The sequence below is a fragment of the Clostridium sp. MCC328 genome (genome assembly GCF_018785465.1).
Lineage (GTDB): Bacteria > Bacillota > Clostridia > Lachnospirales > Lachnospiraceae > Pilosibacter > Pilosibacter fragilis.
Genome location: NZ_WQPW01000009.1, coordinates 1 through 24,339, shown reverse-complemented (window position 1 = coordinate 24,339; position 24,339 = coordinate 1). Strand labels below are relative to the sequence as shown.

The 24,339-nt window shown below is 47.9% G+C and carries 25 protein-coding genes; 7 read left to right on the top strand and 18 right to left on the bottom strand.

What is annotated here, in order from left to right:
* Positions 1-314: 314 nt before the first annotated feature.
* Positions 315-1,064, bottom strand: a complete 750-nt coding sequence (locus tag GPK83_RS01810; protein WP_215703858.1) for a hypothetical protein — start codon at positions 1,062-1,064, stop codon at positions 315-317.
* Between the two features lie 258 nt (positions 1,065-1,322).
* On the opposite strand from GPK83_RS01810, the gene sigG reads away from it, so the two are divergent.
* The gene (sigG, locus tag GPK83_RS01805) at positions 1,323-2,099 is read left to right on the top strand and encodes an RNA polymerase sporulation sigma factor SigG (protein WP_215703857.1); all 777 of its coding nucleotides are present in this window, start codon (positions 1,323-1,325) and stop codon (positions 2,097-2,099) included.
* A gap of 112 nt (positions 2,100-2,211) precedes the next feature.
* Here the strand turns inward: sigG and GPK83_RS01800 are convergent, their stop codons facing one another.
* The 10 genes from GPK83_RS01800 to GPK83_RS01750 all read right to left on the bottom strand — a co-directional run bounded on the left by GPK83_RS01800 (position 2,212) and on the right by GPK83_RS01750 (position 12,393).
* Entirely contained in the window at positions 2,212-3,564 is a 1,353-nt protein-coding gene (locus GPK83_RS01800) for a M20/M25/M40 family metallo-hydrolase (RefSeq protein WP_215703856.1), read from the bottom strand.
* A gap of 56 nt (positions 3,565-3,620) precedes the next feature.
* Positions 3,621-4,346 carry a thioesterase family protein gene (locus GPK83_RS17270; protein ID WP_345941756.1) on the bottom strand — a complete coding sequence of 242 codons (726 nt, stop codon included), beginning with the start codon at positions 4,344-4,346 and terminating at the stop codon, positions 3,621-3,623.
* Between the two features lie 211 nt (positions 4,347-4,557).
* Entirely contained in the window at positions 4,558-4,839 is a 282-nt protein-coding gene (spoIIID, locus tag GPK83_RS01785) for a sporulation transcriptional regulator SpoIIID (protein ID WP_117484718.1), read from the bottom strand.
* A gap of 267 nt (positions 4,840-5,106) precedes the next feature.
* Positions 5,107-5,637 carry an isochorismatase family cysteine hydrolase gene (locus GPK83_RS01780; RefSeq protein WP_015552652.1) on the bottom strand — a complete coding sequence of 177 codons (531 nt, stop codon included), beginning with the start codon at positions 5,635-5,637 and terminating at the stop codon, positions 5,107-5,109.
* 192 nt (positions 5,638-5,829) lie between these two features.
* On the bottom strand, positions 5,830-6,669 hold the full coding sequence (locus GPK83_RS01775) for a class B sortase (protein WP_117484720.1): 840 nt from the start codon (positions 6,667-6,669) through the stop codon (positions 5,830-5,832).
* 122 nt (positions 6,670-6,791) lie between these two features.
* The gene (locus GPK83_RS01770) at positions 6,792-8,135 is read right to left on the bottom strand and encodes an MATE family efflux transporter (RefSeq protein WP_345941755.1); all 1,344 of its coding nucleotides are present in this window, start codon (positions 8,133-8,135) and stop codon (positions 6,792-6,794) included.
* Between the two features lie 123 nt (positions 8,136-8,258).
* Positions 8,259-9,302: a cytidylate kinase-like family protein gene (locus GPK83_RS01765; protein ID WP_015552656.1), complete on the bottom strand. Its 1,044-nt coding sequence runs from the start codon at positions 9,300-9,302 to the stop codon at positions 8,259-8,261.
* Positions 9,303-9,317: 15 nt separating this feature from the next.
* On the bottom strand, positions 9,318-10,763 hold the full coding sequence (locus GPK83_RS01760; protein ID WP_215703854.1) for a sodium:proton antiporter: 1,446 nt from the start codon (positions 10,761-10,763) through the stop codon (positions 9,318-9,320).
* 419 nt (positions 10,764-11,182) lie between these two features.
* Entirely contained in the window at positions 11,183-11,491 is a 309-nt protein-coding gene (locus tag GPK83_RS01755) for an AzlD domain-containing protein (protein WP_117484723.1), read from the bottom strand.
* Positions 11,492-11,583: 92 nt separating this feature from the next.
* On the bottom strand, positions 11,584-12,393 hold the full coding sequence (locus tag GPK83_RS01750; protein ID WP_117484724.1) for an AzlC family ABC transporter permease: 810 nt from the start codon (positions 12,391-12,393) through the stop codon (positions 11,584-11,586).
* 654 nt (positions 12,394-13,047) lie between these two features.
* Here GPK83_RS01750 and GPK83_RS01745 point away from each other — a divergent pair.
* The gene (locus tag GPK83_RS01745) at positions 13,048-14,157 is read left to right on the top strand and encodes an SLC13 family permease (RefSeq protein ID WP_215703853.1); all 1,110 of its coding nucleotides are present in this window, start codon (positions 13,048-13,050) and stop codon (positions 14,155-14,157) included.
* Between the two features lie 241 nt (positions 14,158-14,398).
* Positions 14,399-15,205: an enoyl-CoA hydratase/isomerase family protein gene (locus tag GPK83_RS01740; RefSeq protein ID WP_117552777.1), complete on the top strand. Its 807-nt coding sequence runs from the start codon at positions 14,399-14,401 to the stop codon at positions 15,203-15,205.
* A 100-nt stretch (positions 15,206-15,305) separates the two neighbouring features.
* Here the strand turns inward: GPK83_RS01740 and GPK83_RS01735 are convergent, their stop codons facing one another.
* From GPK83_RS01735 to GPK83_RS01720, 4 genes are all read right to left on the bottom strand, one after another.
* Entirely contained in the window at positions 15,306-16,529 is a 1,224-nt protein-coding gene (locus tag GPK83_RS01735; RefSeq protein WP_215703852.1) for a PatB family C-S lyase, read from the bottom strand.
* 50 nt (positions 16,530-16,579) lie between these two features.
* Entirely contained in the window at positions 16,580-16,954 is a 375-nt protein-coding gene (locus tag GPK83_RS01730; protein ID WP_215703851.1) for a hypothetical protein, read from the bottom strand.
* A 77-nt stretch (positions 16,955-17,031) separates the two neighbouring features.
* Positions 17,032-17,229: a hypothetical protein gene (locus tag GPK83_RS01725; RefSeq protein ID WP_147327147.1), complete on the bottom strand. Its 198-nt coding sequence runs from the start codon at positions 17,227-17,229 to the stop codon at positions 17,032-17,034.
* A 23-nt stretch (positions 17,230-17,252) separates the two neighbouring features.
* Entirely contained in the window at positions 17,253-17,960 is a 708-nt protein-coding gene (locus tag GPK83_RS01720; protein WP_117552781.1) for a helix-turn-helix transcriptional regulator, read from the bottom strand.
* Positions 17,961-18,231: 271 nt separating this feature from the next.
* Here GPK83_RS01720 and GPK83_RS17265 point away from each other — a divergent pair, with 271 nt between their 5' ends.
* From GPK83_RS17265 to GPK83_RS01705, 4 genes are all read left to right on the top strand, one after another.
* Positions 18,232-18,387: a hypothetical protein gene (locus GPK83_RS17265; RefSeq protein ID WP_345941754.1), complete on the top strand. Its 156-nt coding sequence runs from the start codon at positions 18,232-18,234 to the stop codon at positions 18,385-18,387.
* Positions 18,388-18,396: 9 nt separating this feature from the next.
* Positions 18,397-19,374, top strand: coding sequence for an amidohydrolase family protein (locus GPK83_RS01715; RefSeq protein ID WP_345941753.1), 978 nt, complete (start codon positions 18,397-18,399; stop codon positions 19,372-19,374).
* A 126-nt stretch (positions 19,375-19,500) separates the two neighbouring features.
* Positions 19,501-20,034 carry a membrane dipeptidase gene (locus GPK83_RS01710; protein ID WP_215703850.1) on the top strand — a complete coding sequence of 178 codons (534 nt, stop codon included), beginning with the start codon at positions 19,501-19,503 and terminating at the stop codon, positions 20,032-20,034.
* Positions 20,031-20,237, top strand: coding sequence for a membrane dipeptidase (locus GPK83_RS01705; RefSeq protein WP_117552783.1), 207 nt, complete (start codon positions 20,031-20,033; stop codon positions 20,235-20,237). Before GPK83_RS01710 ends, GPK83_RS01705 begins: the two co-directional genes overlap by 4 nt.
* A 92-nt stretch (positions 20,238-20,329) precedes the next feature.
* On the opposite strand, the gene GPK83_RS01700 is transcribed toward GPK83_RS01705, so the two are convergent.
* The 3 genes from GPK83_RS01700 to GPK83_RS01690 all read right to left on the bottom strand — a co-directional run bounded on the left by GPK83_RS01700 (position 20,330) and on the right by GPK83_RS01690 (position 24,250).
* Positions 20,330-21,586: a DUF4886 domain-containing protein gene (locus GPK83_RS01700; RefSeq protein ID WP_215703849.1), complete on the bottom strand. Its 1,257-nt coding sequence runs from the start codon at positions 21,584-21,586 to the stop codon at positions 20,330-20,332.
* A 187-nt stretch (positions 21,587-21,773) separates the two neighbouring features.
* Complete coding sequence (locus GPK83_RS01695) at positions 21,774-22,922, bottom strand: mandelate racemase/muconate lactonizing enzyme family protein (protein ID WP_117552786.1); 1,149 nt, start codon at positions 22,920-22,922, stop codon at positions 21,774-21,776.
* Positions 22,923-22,984: 62 nt separating this feature from the next.
* Positions 22,985-24,250 (bottom strand): SLC13 family permease, encoded by a 1,266-nt coding sequence (locus GPK83_RS01690; RefSeq protein ID WP_345941757.1) that lies wholly within the window; start codon positions 24,248-24,250, stop codon positions 22,985-22,987.
* Positions 24,251-24,339 lie beyond the last annotated feature (89 nt).

The following is a 24,339-nucleotide window of genomic DNA, read 5'->3' as shown; positions in this document are numbered from 1 at the left end:
AGAAGCACTTGTTGTTCCTGATGCGGATACATCAATATTTCCAGCTAAAGTCAGCTGCGTATTTTTTATCATATAAATTGCAAAAGCTTTTCCTTTTGTATTTTTTGCGAAAACACTTCCTCCTCTGATAGAGACCTCTTCACATTCTTGAATTGCAGCAATCGTATTCGTATCCTCTTTTTTATTGTTGAGTTGTCCCCCCTGTATATCTATATCTTTTATATGTGCCAGTTTTCCATTCCATGTACCGTCTTTTATTTTAATACTGCCTGTTCCACCGTTTCCTCTGGCATTTCCATTAATTGTTCCTCCGTTTAAAAAATCACATCATTTTCATACATATAAAAGCCATCTACAGACTCAACAGTACCGCCATTTTGTTCAAAAATAACTGTAGAATTCGGAGCAGAAGACCTGCCAATAACGTACGAACCTGTCTTTACTGTTTTTATATCAGCCTCATTGTGTATAATAAATGTGTCATCTGAGCCAATAATAAATGCTTCAACTTCACTCGTATATGTGCCTTTCAAAGTCAATTCGCAGCCTTGCGTAAGTTTCGGCGCTCCGCTCCTAATATTGACATTATCAAAATTAATATTTATATTCGTATCTGTACCGAAACTCAAAATCTTGTTGAACGCATCTGTCAGACTATTTAAGTTTTCTCCATCTTCTGTCAAGCTTCCGCCAACAACCTTAAACTTCCCATCTGTCTGGCTGATCGAATACGTCTCTTCCGTAACTGTCTCCGCATTCATCGCACGCTTAGCCATTTTCCTCTTCGTCTCCAGAGTCTCTTTCCCATTTGATGCTGTCGCGGTCTCCTTCTCAAGGTCGGACTCGGTCGTCTCGTTTGAATCCACAGTTGTATCCCGCTTCTCGTCCGCATTGGACGCGCTGGCTGTCTCGGCCTCGATTTTTTTATTCTCTTCTTCCAGATTTTCTTCCAGCGCAGTTATTGTCTCCGCCTTCGCCATAATTCCCATATCACCATGATTGACCAGAAGGACTGCAATCAGGACTGCTGCTGACATGCGTTCATACCATTTTCTCTTTCTCATATTCATTTCCCCCTTTATGACAGGTTTTTTTCGGATTATACTTGCAAAATTTCAGATCATTCCACAGTTCATAGTTGATTTTATTATACGTTTTTTCTGTTCCACCCGCAATTCTTTCTGCACAAGATGTCAAAATTCCGCATAAGATGTCAAAATCAGGAATGATTCTCAGGAAATAACTCCCGTTTTTTTCATGTATAAACTGCCCTGTTTTCGTGAATCATTTTTCTATGAAAACAAATTGCGGAGGTTCTTATCATGGCAGGATATAAGGTTGAAATCTGCGGGGTAAATACTTCTAAACTCCCGCTTCTGACGAATGAGGAAAAAACCGACCTTTTCAGACGGATCCAGAATGGAGATACGGACGCAAGAGAAATATATATTAAAGGAAATCTGAGACTTGTCCTGAGTGTGATCCAGCGGTTTTCAGGCAGCAGTGAGAATATCGATGATCTGTTCCAGATCGGGTGCATCGGACTTATCAAGGCCATCGACAATTTTGATCTGTCACAGAATGTGAAATTTTCAACTTATGCGGTTCCGATGATCTTAGGTGAGGTACGGCGGTATCTGAGGGACAATAATTCGATCCGGGTGAGCCGGTCCCTCAGGGACACGGCTTACAAAGCCCTCTCCGCAAGGGAGTTTCTCACGAAGAGAAATCTCCGGGAACCTACGATCATGGAAATTGCGGATGAGGTTGGGATCTCAAAGGAGGAAATCACCTACGCGATGGACGCGATCCAGAGTCCGGTGAGTCTTTATGAGCCGGTTTACACGGACGGCGGGGATCCGCTCTGTGTGATGGATCAAATCAGTGACAAGAAGAACCGGGAAGAAAACTGGGTGGAACAGCTTTCTCTGAGTGAGGCAATGAAACGGCTGCCGGCAAGGGAGCGGAAGATCATTGATATGAGATTTTTCGAGGGAAAGACGCAGACGGAAGTAGCGGGGGAAGTCGGGATCAGCCAGGCGCAGGTATCCCGGTTGGAGAAGAACGCACTGAAGAGTATGAGGAATTATCTGAATTAAAAAAGACGTTTTCACGTGGATATCCAACGATACTCCGCTGTGAAAACGTCTTTTATTTACATGATTTTCTTAATTTTCAGCTATTCTGTGTCTTACCGGCACACGCTCTTTCCTATTTCGCTGTCTCCCCATATCTGGTCAGCAGTTCCATATAGAAGTCGATGCTGTCCGCCAGCTCTTCCACTCCGGTAAACTCGTCAACGGCATGAACATGGTGGTCTCCCTTCGCGTAGATCGTGGAGAAACGGTATACACGGTCACTCATGTCATAGACAAATCTTGCGTCTGTTCCGCCGAGCATCATCTCCGGACACGGGATCACATCGCCGTAGATCCTGCTGCTGATCTCGACGAGAAGATCCTTGATTGCTCCGTCATACAGAGATGTCGGGGACGCGTTGCTGCCCTTGAGGACACGGACTTCCACCTCATCCGGCACGATGTCTTCCAGATGTTTCTTTACACTCTCAACGGTATCCCCGGTGAGGATGCGGCTGTTTACGACAGCTGTGACCTTCGCCGGAAGAATATTCGCCTGCGCGGAACCTAAGAGCATCGTCGGAACGACCGTCGTGTGGAACATTGCATCGAGAGCCGGATCTTTCCTGAAATACGGAACCAGCTTCTCAAGATTTTCATCCGGATTCTTGAGAAGCTCTGCAAGCTCCGGATTTTCTTTTGCCATATACGGAGCAAGGACTTCAAAGCGGCGGCGGATCGTATCCGTCACACGGTACGGCATTGGATTCTCCTGAATCGCGATCAGTGCTTTTGCGATCATGGTCGTCGCGAACTTCTCGCCCGGACGGCTGGAATGTCCGCCTTTTGCCGTGTAGGAAAGTTCAAAATCCACATATCCTTTTTCGCAGAGTCCGATGGTGCAGAGTCCTTTCCCATCGATCCCGTAATCGCTTCCCGGGCGGACTCCGCCGCCTTCATCTAAAACAGCTCCGAAGCGGATCCCTGTCCCACGGAGCGTCTCCGCCGGAATCTTTCCGCCGGCTACCTCCTCCAAATATCCATAGGAGAGATACAGCTCATAGTCCGGTTCATAACCCTTTTCGAGAAGTGCCTCAACAGCCTCCAGCTGTCCGATGAGGTTGCTCTTGCAGTCGCTGGAGCCGCGTCCCCAGATCTTTCCATCTGCAATGGTTCCGGAGTATGGCGGATACGTCCACTTTTCAAGGTCACCTTCCGGGACAACATCCTGATGCGCCATCAGAAGAAGCGGCGCAGCGCCGGATTTTCCGGTTCCCTTCCAGTGATAGAGAAGTCCGGCCTGATCGGTATGTTCCAGAGTCAGATGTTTATGTACCAACGGGTAGGTTTCCTTTAAGTACTCATGAAATGCGTCAAATTTTGTATAGTCTGTCAGTGAATGATCCGCGTTTGATACGGTTGCGAAGCGGACCGCACCTGCAAGGTGTTCCGCGCTGATCTGTGGATCGATTGTATGTTTTCCCATGTATCTTCTCTCCTTTGCTGTCGGATTCCTGTTGTCCTGTAACTTTACTTCAGCTCTTATTCTGCTTTCTTCTCCGCCTTCTCGCTCATCGCCTTGGAATTTACGATAATACGCAGATGGGAACCTTCTCCACATTTGCCTTTTTCATCATGTACTTCGATATCGAACCAGAGCTTTCTTCTCTCGATGCTGCGAAGCTTCGCTGTAGCTGTCACTTTCATGCCAACTGGTGTCGGTGCTAAATGGCGGCAGTGGATCTCCGCTCCGACTGTCGTCTGTCCCTCTTCGAGGTAAGATTTTGCAAGCTCCAACGCCGCGTCCTCCATCAGCGCCACCATATTTGGTGTGGAGAGGATTTTCGAACCGGCGCTGCCGATGCGTTTTGCGGTCATCTCATCTGTGACCGTCCAGGTCAGGCTGTATGTCGGTGCATAGAGATCTGCTTTATCTGTCAGGATCGCAGCAACCGCTGTGCATGCCGGGCAGTCACAGAATCTTGCGCCTTCTGCTTTGATCTTCTTCGCATGCGCCTCGATTCCGGCTGCCTTCTCCGCGCCGAAGATCTTCTTTCCATCCTCAGATCCTGCAAAAGCAATCAGACCGTCGATCGGGATAATATCTGCTGCGATCTCCTCGATCAGCGCCTTTGCCGCCTCATCCTGTTTTTTCGTATTGACAGCCGCAAGCCAGTTGTTTGCAGCTTCCTTTGCCTCAGCACAGCAGGACGACGCATCTGCAAGTGCTTTTACCTTCTCGATCATTGCCTCTGTTTTGTTCATCATTTATTCCTCCGTTCATCTTTTCAGACTACCGCTTGTGCCGCCAAACCAATTTTTCGGCCGGGTGCTTCTCTGAATTTCACCTTCAGGAACAGTCCTGTCCCCATTCTATCGCAGATATTTTAAAAATTCAATCAGCTTTTTTATCTGTTTTCAGACCTTTTCCCGGTATTTGGATCGTTTCTCTCAAATTTTCACCGGATTATTTCCAGATTCATAGATTCTCCCTGCTGCACGCCTGCAGCTGGTGTTCATGCTCGTACTTCTCCTTCGTCGCAAGCCCTCCGCGGATATGCCGTTCCGCCTTGTTGATATCCAGAACCACTCTCGCCTGTGCCGCCAGGGACGGATCGATATGGATCAGACGATCCGTCACATCCTTGTGTACCGTGCTCTTTGAGATTCCAAACCGTTTCGCCGTCTGTCTTACCGTCGCATTCTCGTCAATAATATAGTTCGCGATCTGGATCGCCCGTTCTTCAATATATTCCTTCATAGGGTTGCCCCTCGATGATATTTTTACCATCTTATTACAGAATTTGAGAATTTATGCGGGCAAGATTCCTATCCTATATCTCAACGCATTCCCGCGCCGCAGCAGGCTGTATTTTCGCGCAGATGCGTATTCCTGATACGTTATCGTCCTCTGGCATAGCAATGTATTCCTCGAATTTTCCTATATACAAAAATGTACAGATATAGGTCCCCTCCATAAAAGGATCTCCATATCTGCACATCATTTCACTCTAAATCTTTAATTTTCTTACTTCACCACGATCTGACAGCTTCTCATGGTCTCTAAAGCCGCCTCATGTCTTTCCCTCGTCACGCCTGCCGCACATGCGGAATCCACGAAGACCGGGGTCTCCGGGAGGAACGCTTTGATGAGGAGTGCGTTTGAAACCACACAGATATCCGTACAGAGTCCCACAAGCTCGATGGACTCGATCGGTGTCTTCTTATTTCTCTCAAGAAGGTCTTCCGCTAACTCCGGACATCCGAAGGTGATCTTCTCATACATCGCCGCGTCGCGCTCCACGAAAATCTTCTCAAGCTCCGGGATCAGGTTCCATCCGTCGGTTCCTTTCATACAGTGGGGAACCGGAAGGAAATGTCCCTCCTGGGTGTCCATATAATTCTCGAAATGTGTGTCCTTCGTAAAGATCAGGTCCCCATCAAACTCTTTTGCCTTCTTTACAACAGCCGGGACGATCGCCTCCGCGTCCTTGCTGCCGAGACTTCCGTTCACAAAATCCTTCTGCATATCCACAACGATCAAAATCTTCTCTGCCATAGCTCATCTTCCTTTCTCCGAATCCGGATCTGTCTTAGGTCGAGGATACCCCAGACCACCTGCCCTGTCAAGCGCTTTTCCGGATCAGCGGAAAAATGCCCCTGAGTTTCCACCCAGAAGGCATTTTTCTTCTCCCTGTCCTGCACGGCCCGCATTCCATTGATCGCGGACCTGCGCGATAGCAGCTTATATTTACGGCTCCGCAACCCGTCTCGCCGCCACCACAAACCGTCCATTTTTCGTATGGTAGCTGCATGTGGACAGCATCAGGATCTGGTCCTCGTACTCCGGGACGATCTCCGTGTCGTAGTCGGAATGTCCTCTGAGCCAGGTCACCAGCTCATCGTATTCCTCCTCCGGGATATCCCCGTCGTAGCGGTAATACCGGAATCCATCCTCATCTTCATAGAGCACCTGCGTCTCCACCGCCGCAAAGACCTCATAAGTCCGCGGTTCTCCGTCGACGTAAAAACGGACGATCGGATGTTCTTTCCAGTAATCAGCCTTTTTGTAGGAATCAAGGGTTCCGAATATGGACCCGTTTTTCATGTTGTGCCCATAGATGATCAGACACTTCGTGTCCACGCCGGATGCCTCGCCGAGAAACGGGGTTCCGCCAAATGACTTGGAACCATCAAAGGCCCTGTGGAGGTAATACTCCGGATCAGACTCCCGGTCCACCACCGGGTAATCGATCCTTGTATCCGGGATCCTGATCCAGCCGACGTAATCGGGGTTCTCATTCTTAAGCGCCGCGTATCCGGCAGCCTCCTTTAAGAGTTCTGCCCACTCCGCCGCTTTCTCCTGATCCGTTGTCTCCCCGGCACTCTCCGTCAGATCTGCCGGAGCTTTTTCCTCCGCGTAATCCGCCGCCAGCTTACTCAGGCTGTCGAACGCGTCCGCCTCCTTTTTTGCCGCCAGGTAATCCCGGCCCGCCATAAAGGCGGAGACGCAGAACACTGCGCCGAACACCAGGATTCCTAATTTGTACCACCATGGGCTTTTTTTCTGTTTCTTCTTTCCTTCTGCCATCAGCTCTTTCTCCTTCTGTCAGAGTGCTCCTTTCCGAGTATCCGTGCAAGAAGACCAGTGAGGGAAATTCCCGCAAGTAAAAACCACAGATAGCCATGTGTCACATCACCAGTCTCAGGAACCTAAGTTGTCTTTTCCTTAAGCTCTCTCCCGATCTTTTTTATCACAAAGAGATACGAGACACCCGTAAATACCGCCGCTGCGATCCATGCCGCCGGATCGGCGAAACAGGCGAGCGGATAGCTCAAAAGCTTCATCGCCGCCATGGAGACAATCAGTCTCGCGATGAGCTCCGATACACCTCCCATCATCGGCAGAAAGCCATATCCGCAGCCCTGCATGATATTGCGGAAAATAAAGATCGTGCAGAGCGGCAGGAAAAACATCGCAGTCATATAGCAGTAAGTCTCTGCCCACGGCATCATCGCTGAAATATCCACGTCCCCGGTAAAGAAAAGTCCGAGACATGGTCTGAGCAGCGCACACATGAGTAATGCTACTGTGACGGAATACACAAACTCCGCAAGAAGCGCTGCCTTTACCCCTGCCTTGATCCGCTTTACATCCCCGCATCCGTAGTTCTGTCCGCCGTAGGTCGCCATCGTCTGTCCCATGGCGATCATGCCCTGGATCACGAGACTCTGGAGCTTCGCCGCAGCTGTGTAAGCCGCAACTGCCACGGAACCGAAGAGGTTGATAGCGGACTGCATGATCATGGTTCCCGACGCTGTGATCGCGAACTGAAACGCCATGGGAATCCCGGCCGCAAGCTGGTTTCTCGTGTCGCTTCCGTGGATCTTCCAGTGTTCTCTCTCCGGCTTTAAGGATGGAACCTTCACCCAGATATATCCCGCGCAGAGCACCGCCGAGATCGCCTGGGACAGATTCGTCGCCCAGGCGGCCCCCGCTACGCCCATACCGCCGCGGATGATAAAAAGCAGATCCAGCCCCACGTTCAGGCAGGCGGAAAATATCAGGAAAAACAGCGGGACCTGGCTGTTTCCCACCGCCCGCAGATATGCGGAAAACAGGTTGTAGAAGATGTTTGCCGTAAGTCCGATGCTGATCCCCATAATGTACGTGTAAGCGTCCTGGAAGATATCCGATGGCGTATTCATCAGGTGCAAAAGCGGGTTCATGATCGACACACAGACCAGTGTCAGGATGGCCGCTGCGATCATCGCCAAAATTATTCCGTTTGCCACGCTGCGTTTCACGCCCTTTTTATCCCCCGCCCCATACCGTTGGGCGGTAAGGATCGAAAAACCGGCAGTGATTCCCTGAGCAAAGCCGGTCACCAGAAACATGATCGTTCCGGTGGAGCCGACCGCCGCCAGCGCCCCGGCACCGACGTAGCGGCCGACGATGATCGTGTCCGCCATATTATAAAGCTGCTGAAAGATATTTCCGATCACCAATGGAATCGTAAATTGCAAAATCACCGGCAGCGGTTTTCCTTTTGTCATATCGAGCTGCATGCTGTTGATCCTTTCTTTTTACATAAAAATGCCTGACTGATATCAGCCAGGCATCAAAATCATAATTTGTCATGTCCGGCAAACAGGCCGGCAGCACATTTCATTTGGGGATCATTCCGATTTTTTCTTATCCCTATCGCGACCGATCATTCTCAGAATAAAATCGACAGTACCGTCAATTCCGTAGCTTGCGCTGTTGATGCATAGATCGTAGTTATTCGCATTTCCCCAGCTTCTTCCGGTATAAAAATTGTAATAATGCGCATGTTTTTTGTCAAGTTTTTTCAGGAAATGGCGCGCTTTTTTCCGGTCTAATCCGGAGTTTACCTCGATCGCGCGCTGGATCCTCTGCTCGATCGGTGCAGTGATATAGATACTGATATGCGGAATACCGTTGTTCGTTAAGATCGCATCGGCACAGCGGCCCATGATAATAAAGTCTTCCTTTTTCGCCATATCACAGATCAGGTCGCTCTGGTTGAAGAAGACGGCATCCTGACGGTTCAGGCCGTGGTAACGGCTGAAATATTTGATATGATCCTTCAGGGACATATGGGTCACTGCCTCAAACTCGCTCGCCGGACTCTGCTGCAGTTCCTCAGAGACGTGGGCATATCCCGCCGCGTCACGGATCGTCTTATCTTTCTCCGCGTCGAGGCGTTTTAATACTGCCGCGAAAATATCGGCATCGTAGTAGTTAATATGAAGCTTATCCGCAAGCTTGAAGCCGACATCGATTCCGCCGCTTCCGTATGTCCAGCTGATGCAGATAATCAGATGGTCGTCGTTGGAGAAACGGTTCGCTACGTTGAAGCTGTTTAACTTCGCGAGGATCGGGTCGATCACATCGCCGCTGGCGAAGCTTGTCGGAAGACTCATGACCTCATTGAGGATGCGGTTGTACTCGGTCATACACATCGCGCGTTCTTCTTTATCCTCGATGGTACGGGCCATGTTCGCGATCAGCCCAAGCTCGCTGCGGACTAAATGTCCCTGCGGTCTTGTTGTGAGCAGCTCTGTAAGTTCATTGACGCAGCGCTCTCTGTCACGGTTGAATACACGTCCCAGGGAGGAACCAAGGTGGACATAGACCTCCGCGTCCAGATCGTAGATATGTTCTGCCAGTTCTTTGATTTCTTCTTTCGTTGCAGCCATATTTCCTCCCCCTTCCTATAAAAAGAATACCAGAGTATCCACAATGAATACCGGAACAAGAATTCCAAAGGACCAGATCAGATATCCGAAGAACGAAGGCATCCGGATACCGTTCTCATCCGCAATGGATTTGACCATAAAGTTCGGCGCGTTGCCGATATATGTATTCGCGCCCATAAATACGGCACCGCAGGAGATCGCTTCCAGCATCTTGACCGGAACGGTTCCGAGGGCCGTCACCATGCCCTGTGACAATCCTAATGCGCCTGCTGTTGTCAGGAATACCAGATAGGTCGGCGTATTGTCGAGGAAGCTGGATAACAGACCGGTCGCCCAGAACATCTCAAACGGTTCTGTGATCCCAAGCTCCGCTCCGTTCGCCTTTAAGATCATAAGAGCCGGCTGCATTGTAATAAAGATACCGACGAAGAGAACTGCAACCTCGTGGATCGCGCCCCAGGTAAAGTGGTTCTCTCGGCGGATGGAAACATTCGTCGTCTTAAAGGACAGGAATGCGGATACAAGGATGATCACGCACTCAATGATCGCCGGATAGGATAATGTAACTTCTCCGAACACATGAATCCCGAGGACATTTCCTGCGGCATCCTGAAACATCGGCATGGACGGCAGGGTACCGCTTAAGATAACGGCGATCACGATCATAATGATAAAGATCAGGTTGTGGCCGCCGCGGATCTTCACTTCAGTACCCGGTTTGCTGATATCCGGTTTTAAGCCTGCCGCGATATCTTTTCTGTATGCCTTCATATCAAAATGATAGAAGATAAACAGCAGGATGATCATATTAAAGAGCAGGATCGGTAAAAGCTTTAAGCTCCAGAAAAACGGGACACCCCGCATGAATCCCATGAGCAGAGGCGGATCTCCGATCGGAGTCAGGCAGCCGCCCATATTGGACACCATAAAGATAAAGAAGATCACGATGTGGCGTCTTCTCTTTCTCCACGCGTTCATCTTGATGATCGGACGGATCATTAACATACTGGCTCCGGTGGTTCCGATCCAGCTGGATAACAGGGTTCCGAGTGCCAGAAGTCCCACATTGATCCTCGGGGAACCAGCGAGATCACCTGACAGGGTAATATTACCGGACACACAGAACAATCCGAAAAGAAGGACGATGAATGTCAGGTAGTCGTTTATGATACATTCCAGTGTCGTCTCCGCCGCCTTCGGCACACCGTACTTCACGGCGAACGGGATCAGGAAAAGCAGGGACCAGAACACGACCGCGTGCGGCTGGTGCGCCTCCCACCACTCTGCTTTCACAAGCGGAAGGACCGCGATGCAGAGCAGGAGTCCTGCAAATGGAATACAAAGCCATAACGGCGTCTGTGCTGCCGCCCCGGCAGCCTCTGGTTCTGCCGCAAGCGCTGTAACTGCAGTCTGGTTTAAGACCGCCAGAAGTCCTGCGCAGAATGCAAATAATTTCTTCATGGGTAAACCTCCATGTAATCAGCTTTTATGAGCCATTACTCTTTTTTTTCGCTCAACACGGCTACTGATTATAACAACTTTCCCGCACAAATACAAGTACGATTCTTCCAAATAATTGCCAAATTTCCGCTTAGAAAATCGGCACTTTTGCTAAAATGGAATATATTTCGTATTGTGAAATTTCAGACAATGGGATTTTATCTCATTTATTTTACGACGTTAAAGCATTGGTCTGGCAGACCGCCGCATTCCGTTTTTCTTCGCCATGTACTGCTTTTTTTCGTGGTTTTTCACGCCCTGCGAGAACGCCGTAAGCGGTCTTCTATAAAGTAAAAAGCAGCACGGTCATCTGATTGATGGATGATCAGATGCCGAAACTGCTTTTGTTTTACTAAATATATGTGTTTTATGTATTTTTACTACACTAAGAAAAATTCTGTGACGAATACCACCGCACAGCAGATCACCGCAACGGACAGGAGACTTCTTCCGCACCACGCCGCGATGATTCCGATGACCAGCGCCAGCGCCGCCGACACCGTACTGTTTGTGGCGGAGAGGATCGCCGGGAACGTCATAACAGCTAACGTCACATATGGGACGTAATATAAGAATGACTGGATAAACTGATTTTTAATCGGTTTCCGGATCAATGTGAGCGGCAGGACACGGATCAGATATGAAACGCCCGCCATCACCGCAATATAGAGATAAATATTCTTTTCCATGTTTTTTATGTATTTCCTCTTAATTTAACGATACAGTTTTCGTAAATACTTCTTTTTCTTACAAATAGAACTGTTTTCTACTATATATACAGTTAAGCTCCCTGTTTTGCTGCACCTGCAGAAGAATTATTTTTTCCTTTCTGGTTTTCTTCTTGAACCTCGATCTCACTGTCCTCTGCCGGATGCGGGAAGAGAATCGCTGCTGCGGATGAGAGCACAACAGTCAGAATGATCGTTCTCGTGCCGCTGGAGATCGATGAGATACCCGGCAGATGCTCCGCAAGGTAGCTCGCCGCGAAGCTGATGGCGATAAGCCCCGCAAGGATCCGGCTCTTTCGCGCCGGCGGAATAATAATTGCCAGAAACATTCCATAAAGTGCCACACTGAAGGCGCTCACGAGACGCCACGGCATCAGGTTTCCTGCCAGTGCTCCAAGTGCTGTTCCCACTGCCCAGCCCGGAAGTGCCAGGGCGATTGCCCCGTACATGTACCATGGATTCAAGTACCCCGGTCTTGCGATCGTAATTCCAAACAGCTCATCGGTAATATCAAAGGCCATGAGAAGCCTGTGGAAAAACGGCATATCCGGATCCATTCTCTGGCTCATGGCACAGCTCATCAGTAAATATCTCGCATTCGCGATCAGTGTCACGATCGCCATCTCAATATACGCTGCCCCCGCGGCGATCATCGTAAAGCCCGCGTATTCCCCTGCGGACGCGTTGCAGAGTGCGCTTGTGATCATTCCCTGAATCGGTGTCATCCCGACATTCCGCGCCACGATTCCCAGTGAAAAAGATACCGCAAAATACCCGAGCGCGATCGGCACCCCGTCCCGGGCTCCATCCCGGAATGCCCGCCGGTTTCCAACACTGGCGATTGAAAACTTGTTGTTCCCCATAATATTCCTCCCTCAAACAGAAACAGCAGACATCCTGTCCTTTTTATGCGCTGCTGTTCCGCGTAAATTAGCGGCACCCAGGAATTTTCATCCAGAGCTGCCGCTTTCCATTATTCTGACATCATTGTCTATACGGGCATGAAAGAAGCCCAAACAGTAACTGATTTTGCCGATGCTTTGCATTCCAAATCGGCAAAATCCACTGCCACCACTGTATTGTACGGAATTTTCAGGTCAGAAAATTCCTACCTGTGTGCAATGACCAAACATGTACAGTATACTCTTCTTCTTTACATTCGTAAAGCCACTGTTTATAATAATTACAGAAGTTTTGCAGTTGGTTACTGTTCACGCCTTGCGCAAACAGTAACTGATTTTGCCGATGCTTCGCATTCCAAATCGGCAAAATCCACTACCACCACTGTATTGTACGGAATTTTCAGTTCAGAAAATTCCTACCCGTGTACAGTAACACGGTTGTTCCTATCCCGCGAGGATACGCAGTGACTCTGATAGGATTTGTCAGCTTCGCTGACCAGAATCACGCGCCAAGTCTCTCGGATGTTCGACTTGAATTGCAGGGCGGCACTTTGTATACATGTTTTCTGTCTTCTGCCGCATGCACAATATTTATATAAGGAAGGAAATCGATCCATGTCATTCATAAAAAAAGAACCAGTCCTTTCCGCGGCAGCGGTTCTGGCGTTCCTCTCCATGTTTTTTGTCGCTCCGTCACCGGAGTATCTGTCTTACATTGACTTCCGCACTCTGGCACTCCTCTTCTCCCTGATGACAGTGGTCGCCGGGCTGAAGGAGATCGGTCTGTTCCGTTATCTCGGATCATCCCTGCTCGCCGGAATGCATTCCACACGCCAGCTTGCCTTCACCCTGACAGCACTCTGCTTTTTCTCCAGCATGCTGATCACGAACGACGTGTCCCTGATCACATTTGTCCCGTTTTCCATCCTGATCCTCAATATGGCTGGACTTCCGGAACTCATGATCCCCGTGATCGTCCTGCAGACTATCGCCGCGAACCTCGGCAGTATGGCAACACCCATCGGGAATCCACAGAACCTGTATCTCTACTCTTCCTTTGGCCTCTCGGCCGGTGAGCTTGTGGGATACATGCTGCCGTTAACGATACTCTCTGCCCTGCTGCTTGTAGCTGCCGTTTTCCTGATGAAAAATAAAGCCATCACCCTCAGCCGGGCCTCCCTTCACCAGGACGGCTGTCCCACGAAGACTTCTCTGATCTTCTATCTGGCGCTTTTTCTCGTCTGTCTGGGCTGCGTCGTTCGGATCTATTCCTGGCCGGTCATGTTTTTCATCATCTTGGCCGCTGTTCTCATAAAGGACCGCTCGTTGTTTATCCGGGTCGACTACTTTCTGCTCCTGACATTCGTCTGCTTCTTTATCTTTATCGGCAATATGGAACGGATCCCTGCGATCTCCGGACTCCTCACGAAGCTGATCTCCGGTCATGAATTTCCGGCAGGTGTTCTCTTAAGCCAGTGCATCAGCAATGTCCCCGCGGCAATCCTACTCTCCGGCTTTACCGACGCAGTGCGTCCTCTGCTTTTTGGTGTGAATGTCGGCGGTCTTGGGACCCTGATCGCATCCATGGCAAGCGTGATCTCCTACCGGGCCTACGCTGAGATTCCGGAAGCAAAGTCCGGAACGTACATGATGGTATTCACCCTTTACAATCTCATATTTCTCATAATTATGTGCGCGGCGGGGTGGATGCTGCTCTCTCTGTAAATCAAGTGTGCGGATGGTTAAATCATTACGTCTGTAACAGAATTTCATATTGTGGTATAAAATATAATATTTTTTCGCTTCGTGATATTGTTCAGGATTTTTTGATTCTGGACAATATTTTTTTGCAAATTTCACGTTAAAACTGGCGGCAAAGTCTTGACAGTACGCATATAATTCCATATAATGAAATCAGTTCCACAATATGGTATATTGAGAGAGTAAATAGGGGAGGAGATATTCTATGGCAGACTTGATCTACGAAGTACACAACCACCTTGCACGCATCACACTGAATCGTCCGAAGCAGCTCAACTGTTTCAGCGAGGAGATGATCCGTCTCTGGACAGAAGCACTGGAAGATGTCCGTGACAACGATGATGTATATGCGCTTCTGCTTTCCGGAAACGGAAAAGCGTTCTGCGCAGGCGGTGACGTCAAGGCAATGGCAGCCGGTGACGGATTCTTCGAAAGTCATGAAGATATCTCCTCCACAGCCCTCGCAAGAAAGAATTCACTCTGGAAGGGAATCCAAAGAATTCCGCTTCTTTTAGAAGAAATCGATAAACCGGTGGTTGCCAAAATCCATGGTGCCGCAGTCGGTGCCGGTCTTGACATGGCTCTCATGTGCGATGTGCGGATCGCCGGGGAGAATGCTTCCATGTCGGAAAGCTATTTTAATGCCGGAATTGTACCTGGTGACGGCGGAGCATATTTCCTGCCCCGTCTCGTCGGCCGGGACAAAGCTTTAGACCTGTTCTGGACAGCCCGCACATTAAAGGGAAAAGAGGCCGCAGATATGGGTCTCGTTACCCACTGCGTCCCGGATGCAGAGCTTGACGCATTTGTGGAGCAGTATATGGAGAAGCTTCTGGCAGCGCCGCAGCAGGCTATGCGCCTCACAAAACGCGCAGTCGTACAGGGTGAGCAGAGTTCTCTGCGCGCCTCCTTAGATCTTATCTCCTCTTTCATGGGAATCGTCACCGAACTCGACGACTACCGTCAGAGGACCAGCGCCCTCGTTGCGAAAATGCAGCGGAAAGCGCAGTAAAACAGCCCATCAACAATCCTTAATTTCAGATAGAAACCCATCACACAAAAAGCGGCTCGTCCCATTGCGGGAAGAACCGCTTTTTGTATTTATGTATTAACTACTTCTCTTCTCCATAATACTTCTCTGTATGTTTCGTATTGACTGCCTCGCAGATCCTCTTTAAACCTTCCTCAAGAGTTGCGCGTGGGCATGCAAGGTTCAGGCGGATAAATCCATCTGAATGCTGTACAAACATATTTCCGCCTTCGAGAAGAACGCCTGCCTTGTATGCAAAGAACAGCGGAAGAACTTCATCCGGTTCAAAATATTTGCTGAGATCTACCCAGGCAAGATACGTTGCCTCAGAAATACGGAAGGTTGCTTTTGGAAGATGCTCTTTTAAGTATTCCTGCGTAAATTCAAAGTTTCCATCAAGATAAGCACGTAACTCCTGAAGCCATGCATCTCCGCCCTCGTATGCGGCCTGGGCAGCTGCAATGCTCAATGGGTTATCAAAGTTATAATGTTTGGAAAGCCAAATGTTTTTTAATCCCTCATCACGGATCATGACATTGGAGATCATGAGACCTGCAAGGTTGAATGTCTTACTCGGCGCCATGCATGTTACAAGCTTTTTATAGTCCGGCATAACCTTTCCCAGCGGAATATGCTTCTGATCAAGCCGGAGCAGATCGCAGTGGATCTCATCAGAAATCACCCACATATTGTTCTTTTCAATGATCTCACCGATTTTCTTTAACTCCTCTTCCTTCCATACACGTCCACTTGGGTTGTGAGGATTGCAGAGGATAAAGAGCGTTGTTTTCTCATCTGCCGCTTTCTTTTCAAGATCCTCATAGTCAATGGTATAGTATCCATCTGTGTTGATCAGATCGGAGCAAACAGACTCGCGGTGGCTGGCATCTGCCGCATATTTAAAATATGCATAGGATGGGGTCAGGAAAAGAACCTTTTCATCCGGTTTGCAGATATACTCAACCATCTCAAACAGAGCCGGGATAATACCGTTGGACATTACCAGTTCTTTGCGGTCGAATGTCCAGTCGTATTTGCTCTTGCACCATGCCGCGAATGCGTCATAATAGCTCTTCTCAAAAACTCTTGTGTAACCGAAAATACGCTTTTCCAGTCTCTTTTTAATTCCGTCGATGACAACATCCGGTGTGGCAAACTCCATATCCGCCACCCACATACGGATAAACTCTTCATCCTGATACGGAAATTTCATTGTCTCATCCGCATGGAAGATATAGTCACGGAAACCATCCGTGTTCATTGCATTCGTATGACGTCTGTCAATGATCTCATCAAAATTATACATATCGTTTTCCTCGCAATTTCATTATTTTTACTGTAATGATTCCTATTTATCTACTGGATTGTTACAGCCTGTCTGATCTTTTTATACTCTTCAAACTCACTGTCTGAGCAGTAGATCATGTGACCCGGGCTTACTTCGTGGTAAGATGGTCTGTTCTCATCACTGTAATTGTGAATCGACGGGTCATAATGGATTTTTACCCTTTTCTTCTCCTTGATCGGATCCGGTTCCGGGATCGCTGATAAAAGTGACCGTGTATACGGATGCAGCGGGTAGCGGAACAGCTCATCCGCATCTGCCATCTCTACAAGCTTTCCAAAGTACATAACTCCGATCCGGTCGTGGGAAAATATCATCCAGATCATACCAATACAGACTCCTGTGATCATATGGAAACGTATCGTTTTCATGGAAAGCTTTGTCATTCGTTTTCTCCTTTCCTCTTGTCGTTTTTTGCACAAAAAAGAGGGGATGCTGATATCTTTTTGTGCAATATGCTTTGCTATGAACACATTGTACCAATCAGCATCCCCTCTGTCAAAACGCCTCTTGTTTCCTCAGAGTGGATTTTTATATTTATTTTTTGAATGAAAATAAACTTTTTTGACCGATCCTCCAAAATTATATCCTTCTCACCAAAAAATCCCCTAATTCTTTTTAGAATATGATTTTTAGGAAACCTGCCAGTTACATTTTTCATACTATCCGGCATTGTTTTTTCCGTCAGGTGATCGCCATCATATTGTAAAGTTTCATCACCCGGATGTCCTCTTTTGATATTTTTAAAGAGGATAAAAGTGCATCATCCTCTTTCAGTTTTTCTTTTGAGAACAGCATCTTTGCTGCGATCGGCATCATAGGTCTGGATGAAAACCCATTAAACAGTCCCCATTTTGTATCTGAATCAAGATATGACGCCAGTAACTGGGCGCTTGCCTTCTCCATCGGAGAGTCCTGATTTACAAGGTGGATATTAGTAACTGCGTTATAATGTTCCATGTATCCCCAGTATGTATTTTCACATTTCTGGTAGTGCGCGTAATCCTTAAAATTCATATACATCATAACTTTATCACGGTTTCTTTCGTCTTTTGAGAGAAGGTCAAATACACAGCGTATTAACTGATTGCTCCTTCCATCAAATATATATCCATAAAAACGGTTTCTTCCCCGAAAGAATGCCGGACAAAACTCGTTCTGCATTTCCTTTCGTTCAAATGATCGCTGTGAGAGAAGCTGCTCTACATGGACACCGATCGCGTCCGCGATCTCGTAGAGCGTTTCAATGTCCACGGCAATCTCTCCTTTTTCATATTTCGAGATCGTTGATTTACTTTTGCAGATCTTTTCCGAAAGTTCGTCCTGCGTAAGATTCTTCGCTTTTCTGTAGTTTCTTATAAGTCCTCCGATCTCCCGGTTTAATTCCGACATTGTTTTCCCTTCCTTTCCCGTAATAGTACCGCCAGCGGTCCCTGCTCTTCATCTCTTTCTGTGTTATTGCAAGTGTCGTTAAAATCCAGATTTTGATAAAATATGACTGTTTTCTTTCCTTTTCCCTTTATTTTAGCACAATACTACTTTAAATTCTATTCCAAATGTAAAATTTTTGCAAAAAGTTTCTTTTAAAGAAACTATTGGGATTTTGACTTTCTTCTCTGAAATCATTAAACTGGAGATATCTTAAACGAAAAGGAGATTCGCCATGCTGTGTATTAAAAATGGTACCCTTCATACCGCAGTTTCAAAAGAACCGGTTTTGGCTGATATTCTTATTGATGCCGGTAAAATTGTAGAAATCGCACCGCAGATCAATGGCAGCTTTGAAAAGGTGATCGATGCGTCCGGGCTTGACGTATGACCGGGATTTGTGGAGGCGCACTGCCATATTGGTCTCGATGGATACGGCTCCGGAAATGCTGGTGCCGATTACAATGAAACAAATGACCCTGTCACTCCGCAGCTCCGGGCTATTGACGGAATTAACGCGATGGATCCGTGCCTTAATATGGCCGCAAAAGCCGGTATCACCTGCTTTGCAACAGGTCCAGGCAGCACCAACGCTCTTGGCGGAACATTTACCGCTATCAAACCGAACGGAAAGCGTGTTGACAATATGATCGTCAAGGAAGCGATTGCCATGAAATGTGCTTTCGGTGAGAATCCCAAGCGACGTTATGGTGATAAAAAAATTGCGACCCGTATGACAAATGTTGCACTGATCCGTGAGGCATTCCGCAAAGCAATCCAGTACAAAGCAAAAGTTGATGCTGCTGATGGTGACATTACAAAGATGCCGGTCTATGACGCAAAATGTGAGGCTCTGATCCCGGTCCTTGAGCATAAAATCCCATTAAAAGCTCATGCACACCAGGCAAACGATATCTTCAACGCGATCCGTGTTGCAAAAGAATTTGGTCTTGATATCACTCTGGAGCATGTCACTGAAGGTCATCTCATTGTAGATGAGCTTGTAAAAGAAAATCTTCCTCTTGCCGTTGGTCCATCCTTTGGACATGCGTCAAAATTCGAAATGCACAATAAATGCTGGGAAACCGCCGGTATCTTAGCCAACGCTGGCTGCCATGTTTCCATCATCACAGACGCTCCTGTTGTTCCTCTACATTATCTTCCGCTCTTAGCAGGTTTTGCAATCAAGGCCGGAATGGGCGAATACGATGCTCTCCGCGCAATTACGATCTGCGCAGCCGAGCATATCGGAATTGCTGACCGGGTTGGTTCTCTTGAAGTCGGCAAGGACGCTGACGTTGTGATCACCAATGGATCCCCGTTTGAAATAAGCGGTCAGATCCATCATGTTTTGATAGACGGCAATGAAATCAGATAATACCCATACCTTTTAACCCTCCTAAACCTCCTTTTATTCACTTCGTTGCCTCTCTTTTTTTATAGTACTGCCGCTGCATCTATTTGCTGCGGCAGTACGCATTCTATATAAGGAAAGGATTGTCATATGAATTCTCATCTTATCGTTGATCTCCACTGTGATACTTTGCTGGAGCTTCGATTCCAGAACAAGCATTTATCGGAATATGAGGGACATATTACCCCGGAAAAGCTCTGTATCGGCAACTCTCTTCTCCAAAGCTTTGCCGTGTTTACACCGACAAACGGAATTGCGGAACGCCACCAGATCACTGATTCTCCTCTGAAATGGTTTCATGATACCGTAGATCTCTTTGATCGCGAGATTACTTCCATGCCGGAACTTTTTATGCCGGTCCGTAACTCCTACGATATTCGGAAAGCACCTTCTCAGAATAAAATTTCTGCGCTGCTCACCATGGAAGACTGTACAGCCGCTGACGGAAATCTTTCCAATCTTCAGACATTCTATGACCGTGGTGTCCGCATGATCGGTCTGATCTGGAATTATGAAAACTGTATGGGATATCCCAGCAGCAATTCCCCCGTTGAGCATGCCCGTAGATTAAAGTCGTTTGGTCTTGAATCTGTTGCCGAAATGAACAGATCGTCCATCATATGAGGTACATCGCCGATGTTGCCGGAATCGATACCGTTGCCATCGGATCTGATTTTGACGGAATTGAGTGTGGTCTGGAAATGAAGGATTATTCGGGATTTCCGGGACTGATCGCCGCTATGGAAAAAGAATTTTCCCCGTCTGAGATCGATAAGATATGTTATCAGAATGCGCTCCGCGTCTTTGCGGATGTACTGCATGACTAAATTTGCTGATTTCTTTATAATTTTGCTTCCTCCAATATTCATTATATAGCCCCCGCCTTATTTTTCCCAAGGTGGGGGCTGGTTTATCGTATTTAGCGAGTCCGCTCCTCTTCCATCACCTCATGGACCTTCTTACGGATCATCGCCGCCTGATGCGGCGTAAGTGTTCCGCCTCCCATTCCCCAGGTGTGGGAGACAGGCACAAAGTCTGCTTTCGGCATCTCTCCGAAAACGATTTCAAAGCAGACGCAGGCAGCGATATAATTTCCAAGATTATTCTGGTGTCCAAAATCTCCTGTTTTCTCTTCTGCGAGATATGGATCTCCGATTCCACACTTCACGACTTCATGATATGCCCTCACCACCGGTGCCAGCAGGATTCCCTTATTTTCCGGTTCTTCACAGAGATGTCGGTACCACTCCATATTTCTCTCCACCATCTCCTGCTCCGACAGGGTCAGCTGATATCTCCATCCATCCCGTTCATACCAGTCTCCCACGTTTCCTGCCTTCCATGGTTTCGCTGTCTTATCCCGGAAAAATCCATACTGATAAGCATGAGGTGCCCACAGAACCATCTTCGCGTGTTTTTCTTCTGCCCTTTTCTTCAGGATTCTGACTGCCTTCTCCATATTTTCCCGCAGCGAATAGTCCTCTGCTCCCGGCTTTCCGCTATGGGTTGACAAAGCCTCATCGCTGTTTCCCGCAAAAAAGCAAAAATCATATTCCTCATTCGCGTCTAATACCTTTTGGCACTGCTCAGCACGTTCCATGCTCTCCGGGATCAGTCCCGCATACTGGGCAAGTCCCGTTCCTCCCCAGTAGCTGTATGCCACCTGCGCATGGTATCCGTCCGCCTCCGCCATCTGACGGAAATATTCATAAGTACTGTCCCAGAGTCCCGTAAAGCTGTTTCCGGTGAAAGCCACTCTCGGTCCGTCCGCAAAATAACTTAATGTTACTTCTGCTGCCGGATCCTCAGACACCCAGGTACGGGACCGCTGCCATGTTTTCCTTTTTTCTTCATCTCTCCATACAAGCGCATGAAAGGGTTCTCCGCGATAAACTCCCGATTTTTCATCATACAGTCCCGGATCTATGATCTGTTCTTTTCCTTCATAAAAGGAAGCCGCATGAAACGGAGGGATATTTTCTGTACGATCTCCACTCTTCCATGTTTCATGCGCCTCGATCCTCCCAATAAACTCTGTCCGTTTTTTTCCTGCGTATTCTGTTGTCACCGTAATATTCCCGACACGGAACGTGTTATGATTTGCGACCCGGATTTCTATTTCTTTATCTTTTCTATATGTTACTGTCATTTCCAGATTATCATAACTATACTTCATAGATGATCTCCTTCCTGTAATTGCCCTTTGTGGCTGATTGATTCCCCGCTCCCCTGTCTCTGTGTATTAGAATAAGACAACAGCCGCCTCTGAGATCAGGGGCGGCTGTCGATCGCAACCGCCTACAATTCTAAGCAGTTACTGAAAATAAGGGGTATATGAAAAATTATATAATGAGGGGGCTAAATCACATATCTTTGACAGAACCGTCAAAGTACCGTTTTGCGGAGTTGCTTCCACGCTCATGAAGCGGATAAAGCTCCGATGCATTCTCCGAAAGTTCCACACCGATACCAGGTTTGGATGGGATTTCCAGATAACCGTCCTTGAATTTTAACGGTTCCTTCACCATTGCATCTTCCTGACCATTCAGGCAGAATCCCGGGAGCTCCTGAATTCCAAGGTTCGGAATGCTTGCGCAGATCTGCAGGCAGGCTGCGGTGGATACCGGACCTAACGGATTGTGCGGGATCACGAGAACATCGTGTGCCTCCGCGATCGCTGCTACCTTCTTTGCGGTGGTGATTCCACCGATGGCGCATACGTCCGGGCGGACATACTGAGCAGCATGGCGGCTCATCAGGACCTCAAATTCTCTAAGACTTGTGAATCGCTCACCGGTAGCAATCGGCACGCCGATTTTCGAAGCAACCTCTGCCATGGTATCGTAATTGTCCGGTGTCACCGGATCTTCCAGAACCATCGGGCGGTATGGCTCGACTGCGCGTCCGAACGCAACTGCTTCCGGAAGTGTCATTCCGCGGTGTGCCTCTAATATGAAATCGAAATCATATCCCACGGCTTCTCTGCAGATCTTCACTTTTTCAAGTTCCATCTCGATACGACCGGAGAAATATTCGTCATGGCCTTCTTTTAAGGACTTGTCATTCCCGTTGACAAAGATCTTCGCTGCTGTAAATCCCTGCTTCTTCAGGTCAATATAGCGCTTCGCCAACTGTTCCGGATCCTTATCCCGCACCATCGGAGATGCATAAACACGGACCTTATCTCTTGTGAGACCGCCAAGCAGCTCGTAGACCGGTACGCCGAGAGCTTTTCCCTTGATGTCCCAGAGTGCGATATCGATGGCGGAAATTGCACTCATGACTACGGATCCGCGGAAATATACGGAACGGTAAAAATTCTGGTTAAAATCCTCGATCTTAAACGGATCTTTTCCTATCAAATATTCCTTGAATTTCTCAATAGCCGCAGCTGTCGCCATCAGATAACCCCAGTTGCCCGCCTCTCCGAGTCCGACGATGCCCTCGTCCGTGTAAACATGGACGAACAGGTAATGTTTCGCAAAAACAAGTTTTACATCTGTGATCTTCATGGTAGTTCCTCCTATAAAAATTTATCCGCGAGGGAGATCGCATCCAGATCTCCCCCGTAAAATCAGAATGCAGGATATACAGTCATGGTATAAACAACATTGACGATTGAAAGCAGAATACAGATCAGCCAGCCACTCTTAAAGAGCGCTTTCAGATCATATCCGCCTTCTCCCATACACATTGCTACTGCCGGTGTCGCCATCGGTGTCATAAATGCAGTCTGGCATGCAGATGCCACGCACATAACAAGTCCCATCGGGGCTGCCCCTAATGACTGGCAGGTCAGAAGACAGATCGGAACAAATACTGCCTGCACGGAACGGTTCAGCATGAACTGGGTCATGAAGAACGGAATGACGAAGAATAAAGCGCCTAAGAGGTAGTTGTTATGGGTACCACCGACTGCTGTCGCGAGCCAGCCACCGATCGCGTCACCGGCACCTGTATTTACAAGTCCGTTTCCAAGTGCAAGAGCACCTGCATAGAGGATCAGCATTTCCCACGGGATCTCAGCCAGAGCCTTTTTCTGATCCACAACTCCGAACATCGCCATCAGGATACTGCCTGCAAGGGCGATCCACCAGGATGCGATGTGGAGCTGTGTGGAGAAAATCAGACCAATCATGGTTACTACAAAGATCACCATACCAATTTTATCAACCATCGGAGACAATTTACTGGAAATATCCTTCTGTTCTTCTGCTGCCGCAAGTTCAACTGCCGCCTTGCTCGGACACATTTTCGGTCCGATCGTCATAGCCCATACCAGACAGAGAATAATAACCGGAAATCTTGCAAAGAAGAAATCGAGCGGAGCAAATTCCAGTCCGGTAAACTGGTAAGTCTCCAAATAACCGTTGAACTCACCAGCTTTCTGGATAGAGGTCGGAAGAGGAAGTGCGAAACAGCAGGCAACCACGATAACCATTAACGGGAAAATGTACTTGGAACGGCTGTTTCCGGTTCTGTCGCAGAGTGCGCAGAGTAACGGTCCAATAATAGCATAAACAACCATCGGGCTTCCCATGAAGTTTGTCAACAATACGCCAAGCAACAGATATCCGAAATAAACTTTCATGAATGAACCATTTGTGAGCTTCAAAAGCCAGTCACACATAATCTTTACGAGCGATGTGCGGCGGAATCCCGATGCTACCATAAAGCATGCACCCATGAGGATCGTATTGACATTTGCGAATCCACCGAGAGCACCGTTTGCGTCCACGCAGCCGGTAATGTAGAGCGCAGCGAGTGATAAAAGTGCAGTGACCCACATCGGGATCTTATTGATAATGTAGCTTAAAAGCGTCAATGCAAATATGACAATGCAGATGACTAATTTAACCTATTGTGCTATTTCAAATAAAACGTTTAAAAACTTGTAAAAACCGCAAAGAATCCCTGTTTTTTTGATAA

What these genes read in the sequence shown, in the direction of transcription:
- GPK83_RS01810 (WP_215703858.1), bottom strand. Translation starts at nt 1,064, where the DNA reads ATGAGAAAGAGAAAATGGTATGAACGCATGTCAGCAGCAGTCCTGATT.
- sigG (WP_215703857.1), top strand. Translation starts at nt 1,323, where the DNA reads ATGGCAGGATATAAGGTTGAAATCTGCGGGGTAAATACTTCTAAACTC.
- GPK83_RS01800 (WP_215703856.1), bottom strand. Translation starts at nt 3,564, where the DNA reads ATGGGAAAACATACAATCGATCCACAGATCAGCGCGGAACACCTTGCA.
- GPK83_RS17270 (WP_345941756.1), bottom strand. Translation starts at nt 4,346, where the DNA reads ATGATGAACAAAACAGAGGCAATGATCGAGAAGGTAAAAGCACTTGCA.
- spoIIID (WP_117484718.1), bottom strand. Translation starts at nt 4,839, where the DNA reads ATGAAGGAATATATTGAAGAACGGGCGATCCAGATCGCGAACTATATT.
- GPK83_RS01780 (WP_015552652.1), bottom strand. Translation starts at nt 5,637, where the DNA reads ATGGCAGAGAAGATTTTGATCGTTGTGGATATGCAGAAGGATTTTGTG.
- GPK83_RS01775 (WP_117484720.1), bottom strand. Translation starts at nt 6,669, where the DNA reads ATGGCAGAAGGAAAGAAGAAACAGAAAAAAAGCCCATGGTGGTACAAA.
- GPK83_RS01770 (WP_345941755.1), bottom strand. Translation starts at nt 8,135, where the DNA reads ATGACAAAAGGAAAACCGCTGCCGGTGATTTTGCAATTTACGATTCCA.
- GPK83_RS01765 (WP_015552656.1), bottom strand. Translation starts at nt 9,302, where the DNA reads ATGGCTGCAACGAAAGAAGAAATCAAAGAACTGGCAGAACATATCTAC.
- GPK83_RS01760 (WP_215703854.1), bottom strand. Translation starts at nt 10,763, where the DNA reads ATGAAGAAATTATTTGCATTCTGCGCAGGACTTCTGGCGGTCTTAAAC.
- GPK83_RS01755 (WP_117484723.1), bottom strand. Translation starts at nt 11,491, where the DNA reads ATGGAAAAGAATATTTATCTCTATATTGCGGTGATGGCGGGCGTTTCA.
- GPK83_RS01750 (WP_117484724.1), bottom strand. Translation starts at nt 12,393, where the DNA reads ATGGGGAACAACAAGTTTTCAATCGCCAGTGTTGGAAACCGGCGGGCA.
- GPK83_RS01745 (WP_215703853.1), top strand. Translation starts at nt 13,048, where the DNA reads ATGTCATTCATAAAAAAAGAACCAGTCCTTTCCGCGGCAGCGGTTCTG.
- GPK83_RS01740 (WP_117552777.1), top strand. Translation starts at nt 14,399, where the DNA reads ATGGCAGACTTGATCTACGAAGTACACAACCACCTTGCACGCATCACA.
- GPK83_RS01735 (WP_215703852.1), bottom strand. Translation starts at nt 16,529, where the DNA reads ATGTATAATTTTGATGAGATCATTGACAGACGTCATACGAATGCAATG.
- GPK83_RS01730 (WP_215703851.1), bottom strand. Translation starts at nt 16,954, where the DNA reads ATGACAAAGCTTTCCATGAAAACGATACGTTTCCATATGATCACAGGA.
- GPK83_RS01725 (WP_147327147.1), bottom strand. Translation starts at nt 17,229, where the DNA reads ATGAAAAATGTAACTGGCAGGTTTCCTAAAAATCATATTCTAAAAAGA.
- GPK83_RS01720 (WP_117552781.1), bottom strand. Translation starts at nt 17,960, where the DNA reads ATGTCGGAATTAAACCGGGAGATCGGAGGACTTATAAGAAACTACAGA.
- GPK83_RS17265 (WP_345941754.1), top strand. Translation starts at nt 18,232, where the DNA reads ATGCTGTGTATTAAAAATGGTACCCTTCATACCGCAGTTTCAAAAGAA.
- GPK83_RS01710 (WP_215703850.1), top strand. Translation starts at nt 19,501, where the DNA reads ATGAATTCTCATCTTATCGTTGATCTCCACTGTGATACTTTGCTGGAG.
- GPK83_RS01705 (WP_117552783.1), top strand. Translation starts at nt 20,031, where the DNA reads ATGAGGTACATCGCCGATGTTGCCGGAATCGATACCGTTGCCATCGGA.
- GPK83_RS01700 (WP_215703849.1), bottom strand. Translation starts at nt 21,586, where the DNA reads ATGAAGTATAGTTATGATAATCTGGAAATGACAGTAACATATAGAAAA.
- GPK83_RS01695 (WP_117552786.1), bottom strand. Translation starts at nt 22,922, where the DNA reads ATGAAGATCACAGATGTAAAACTTGTTTTTGCGAAACATTACCTGTTC.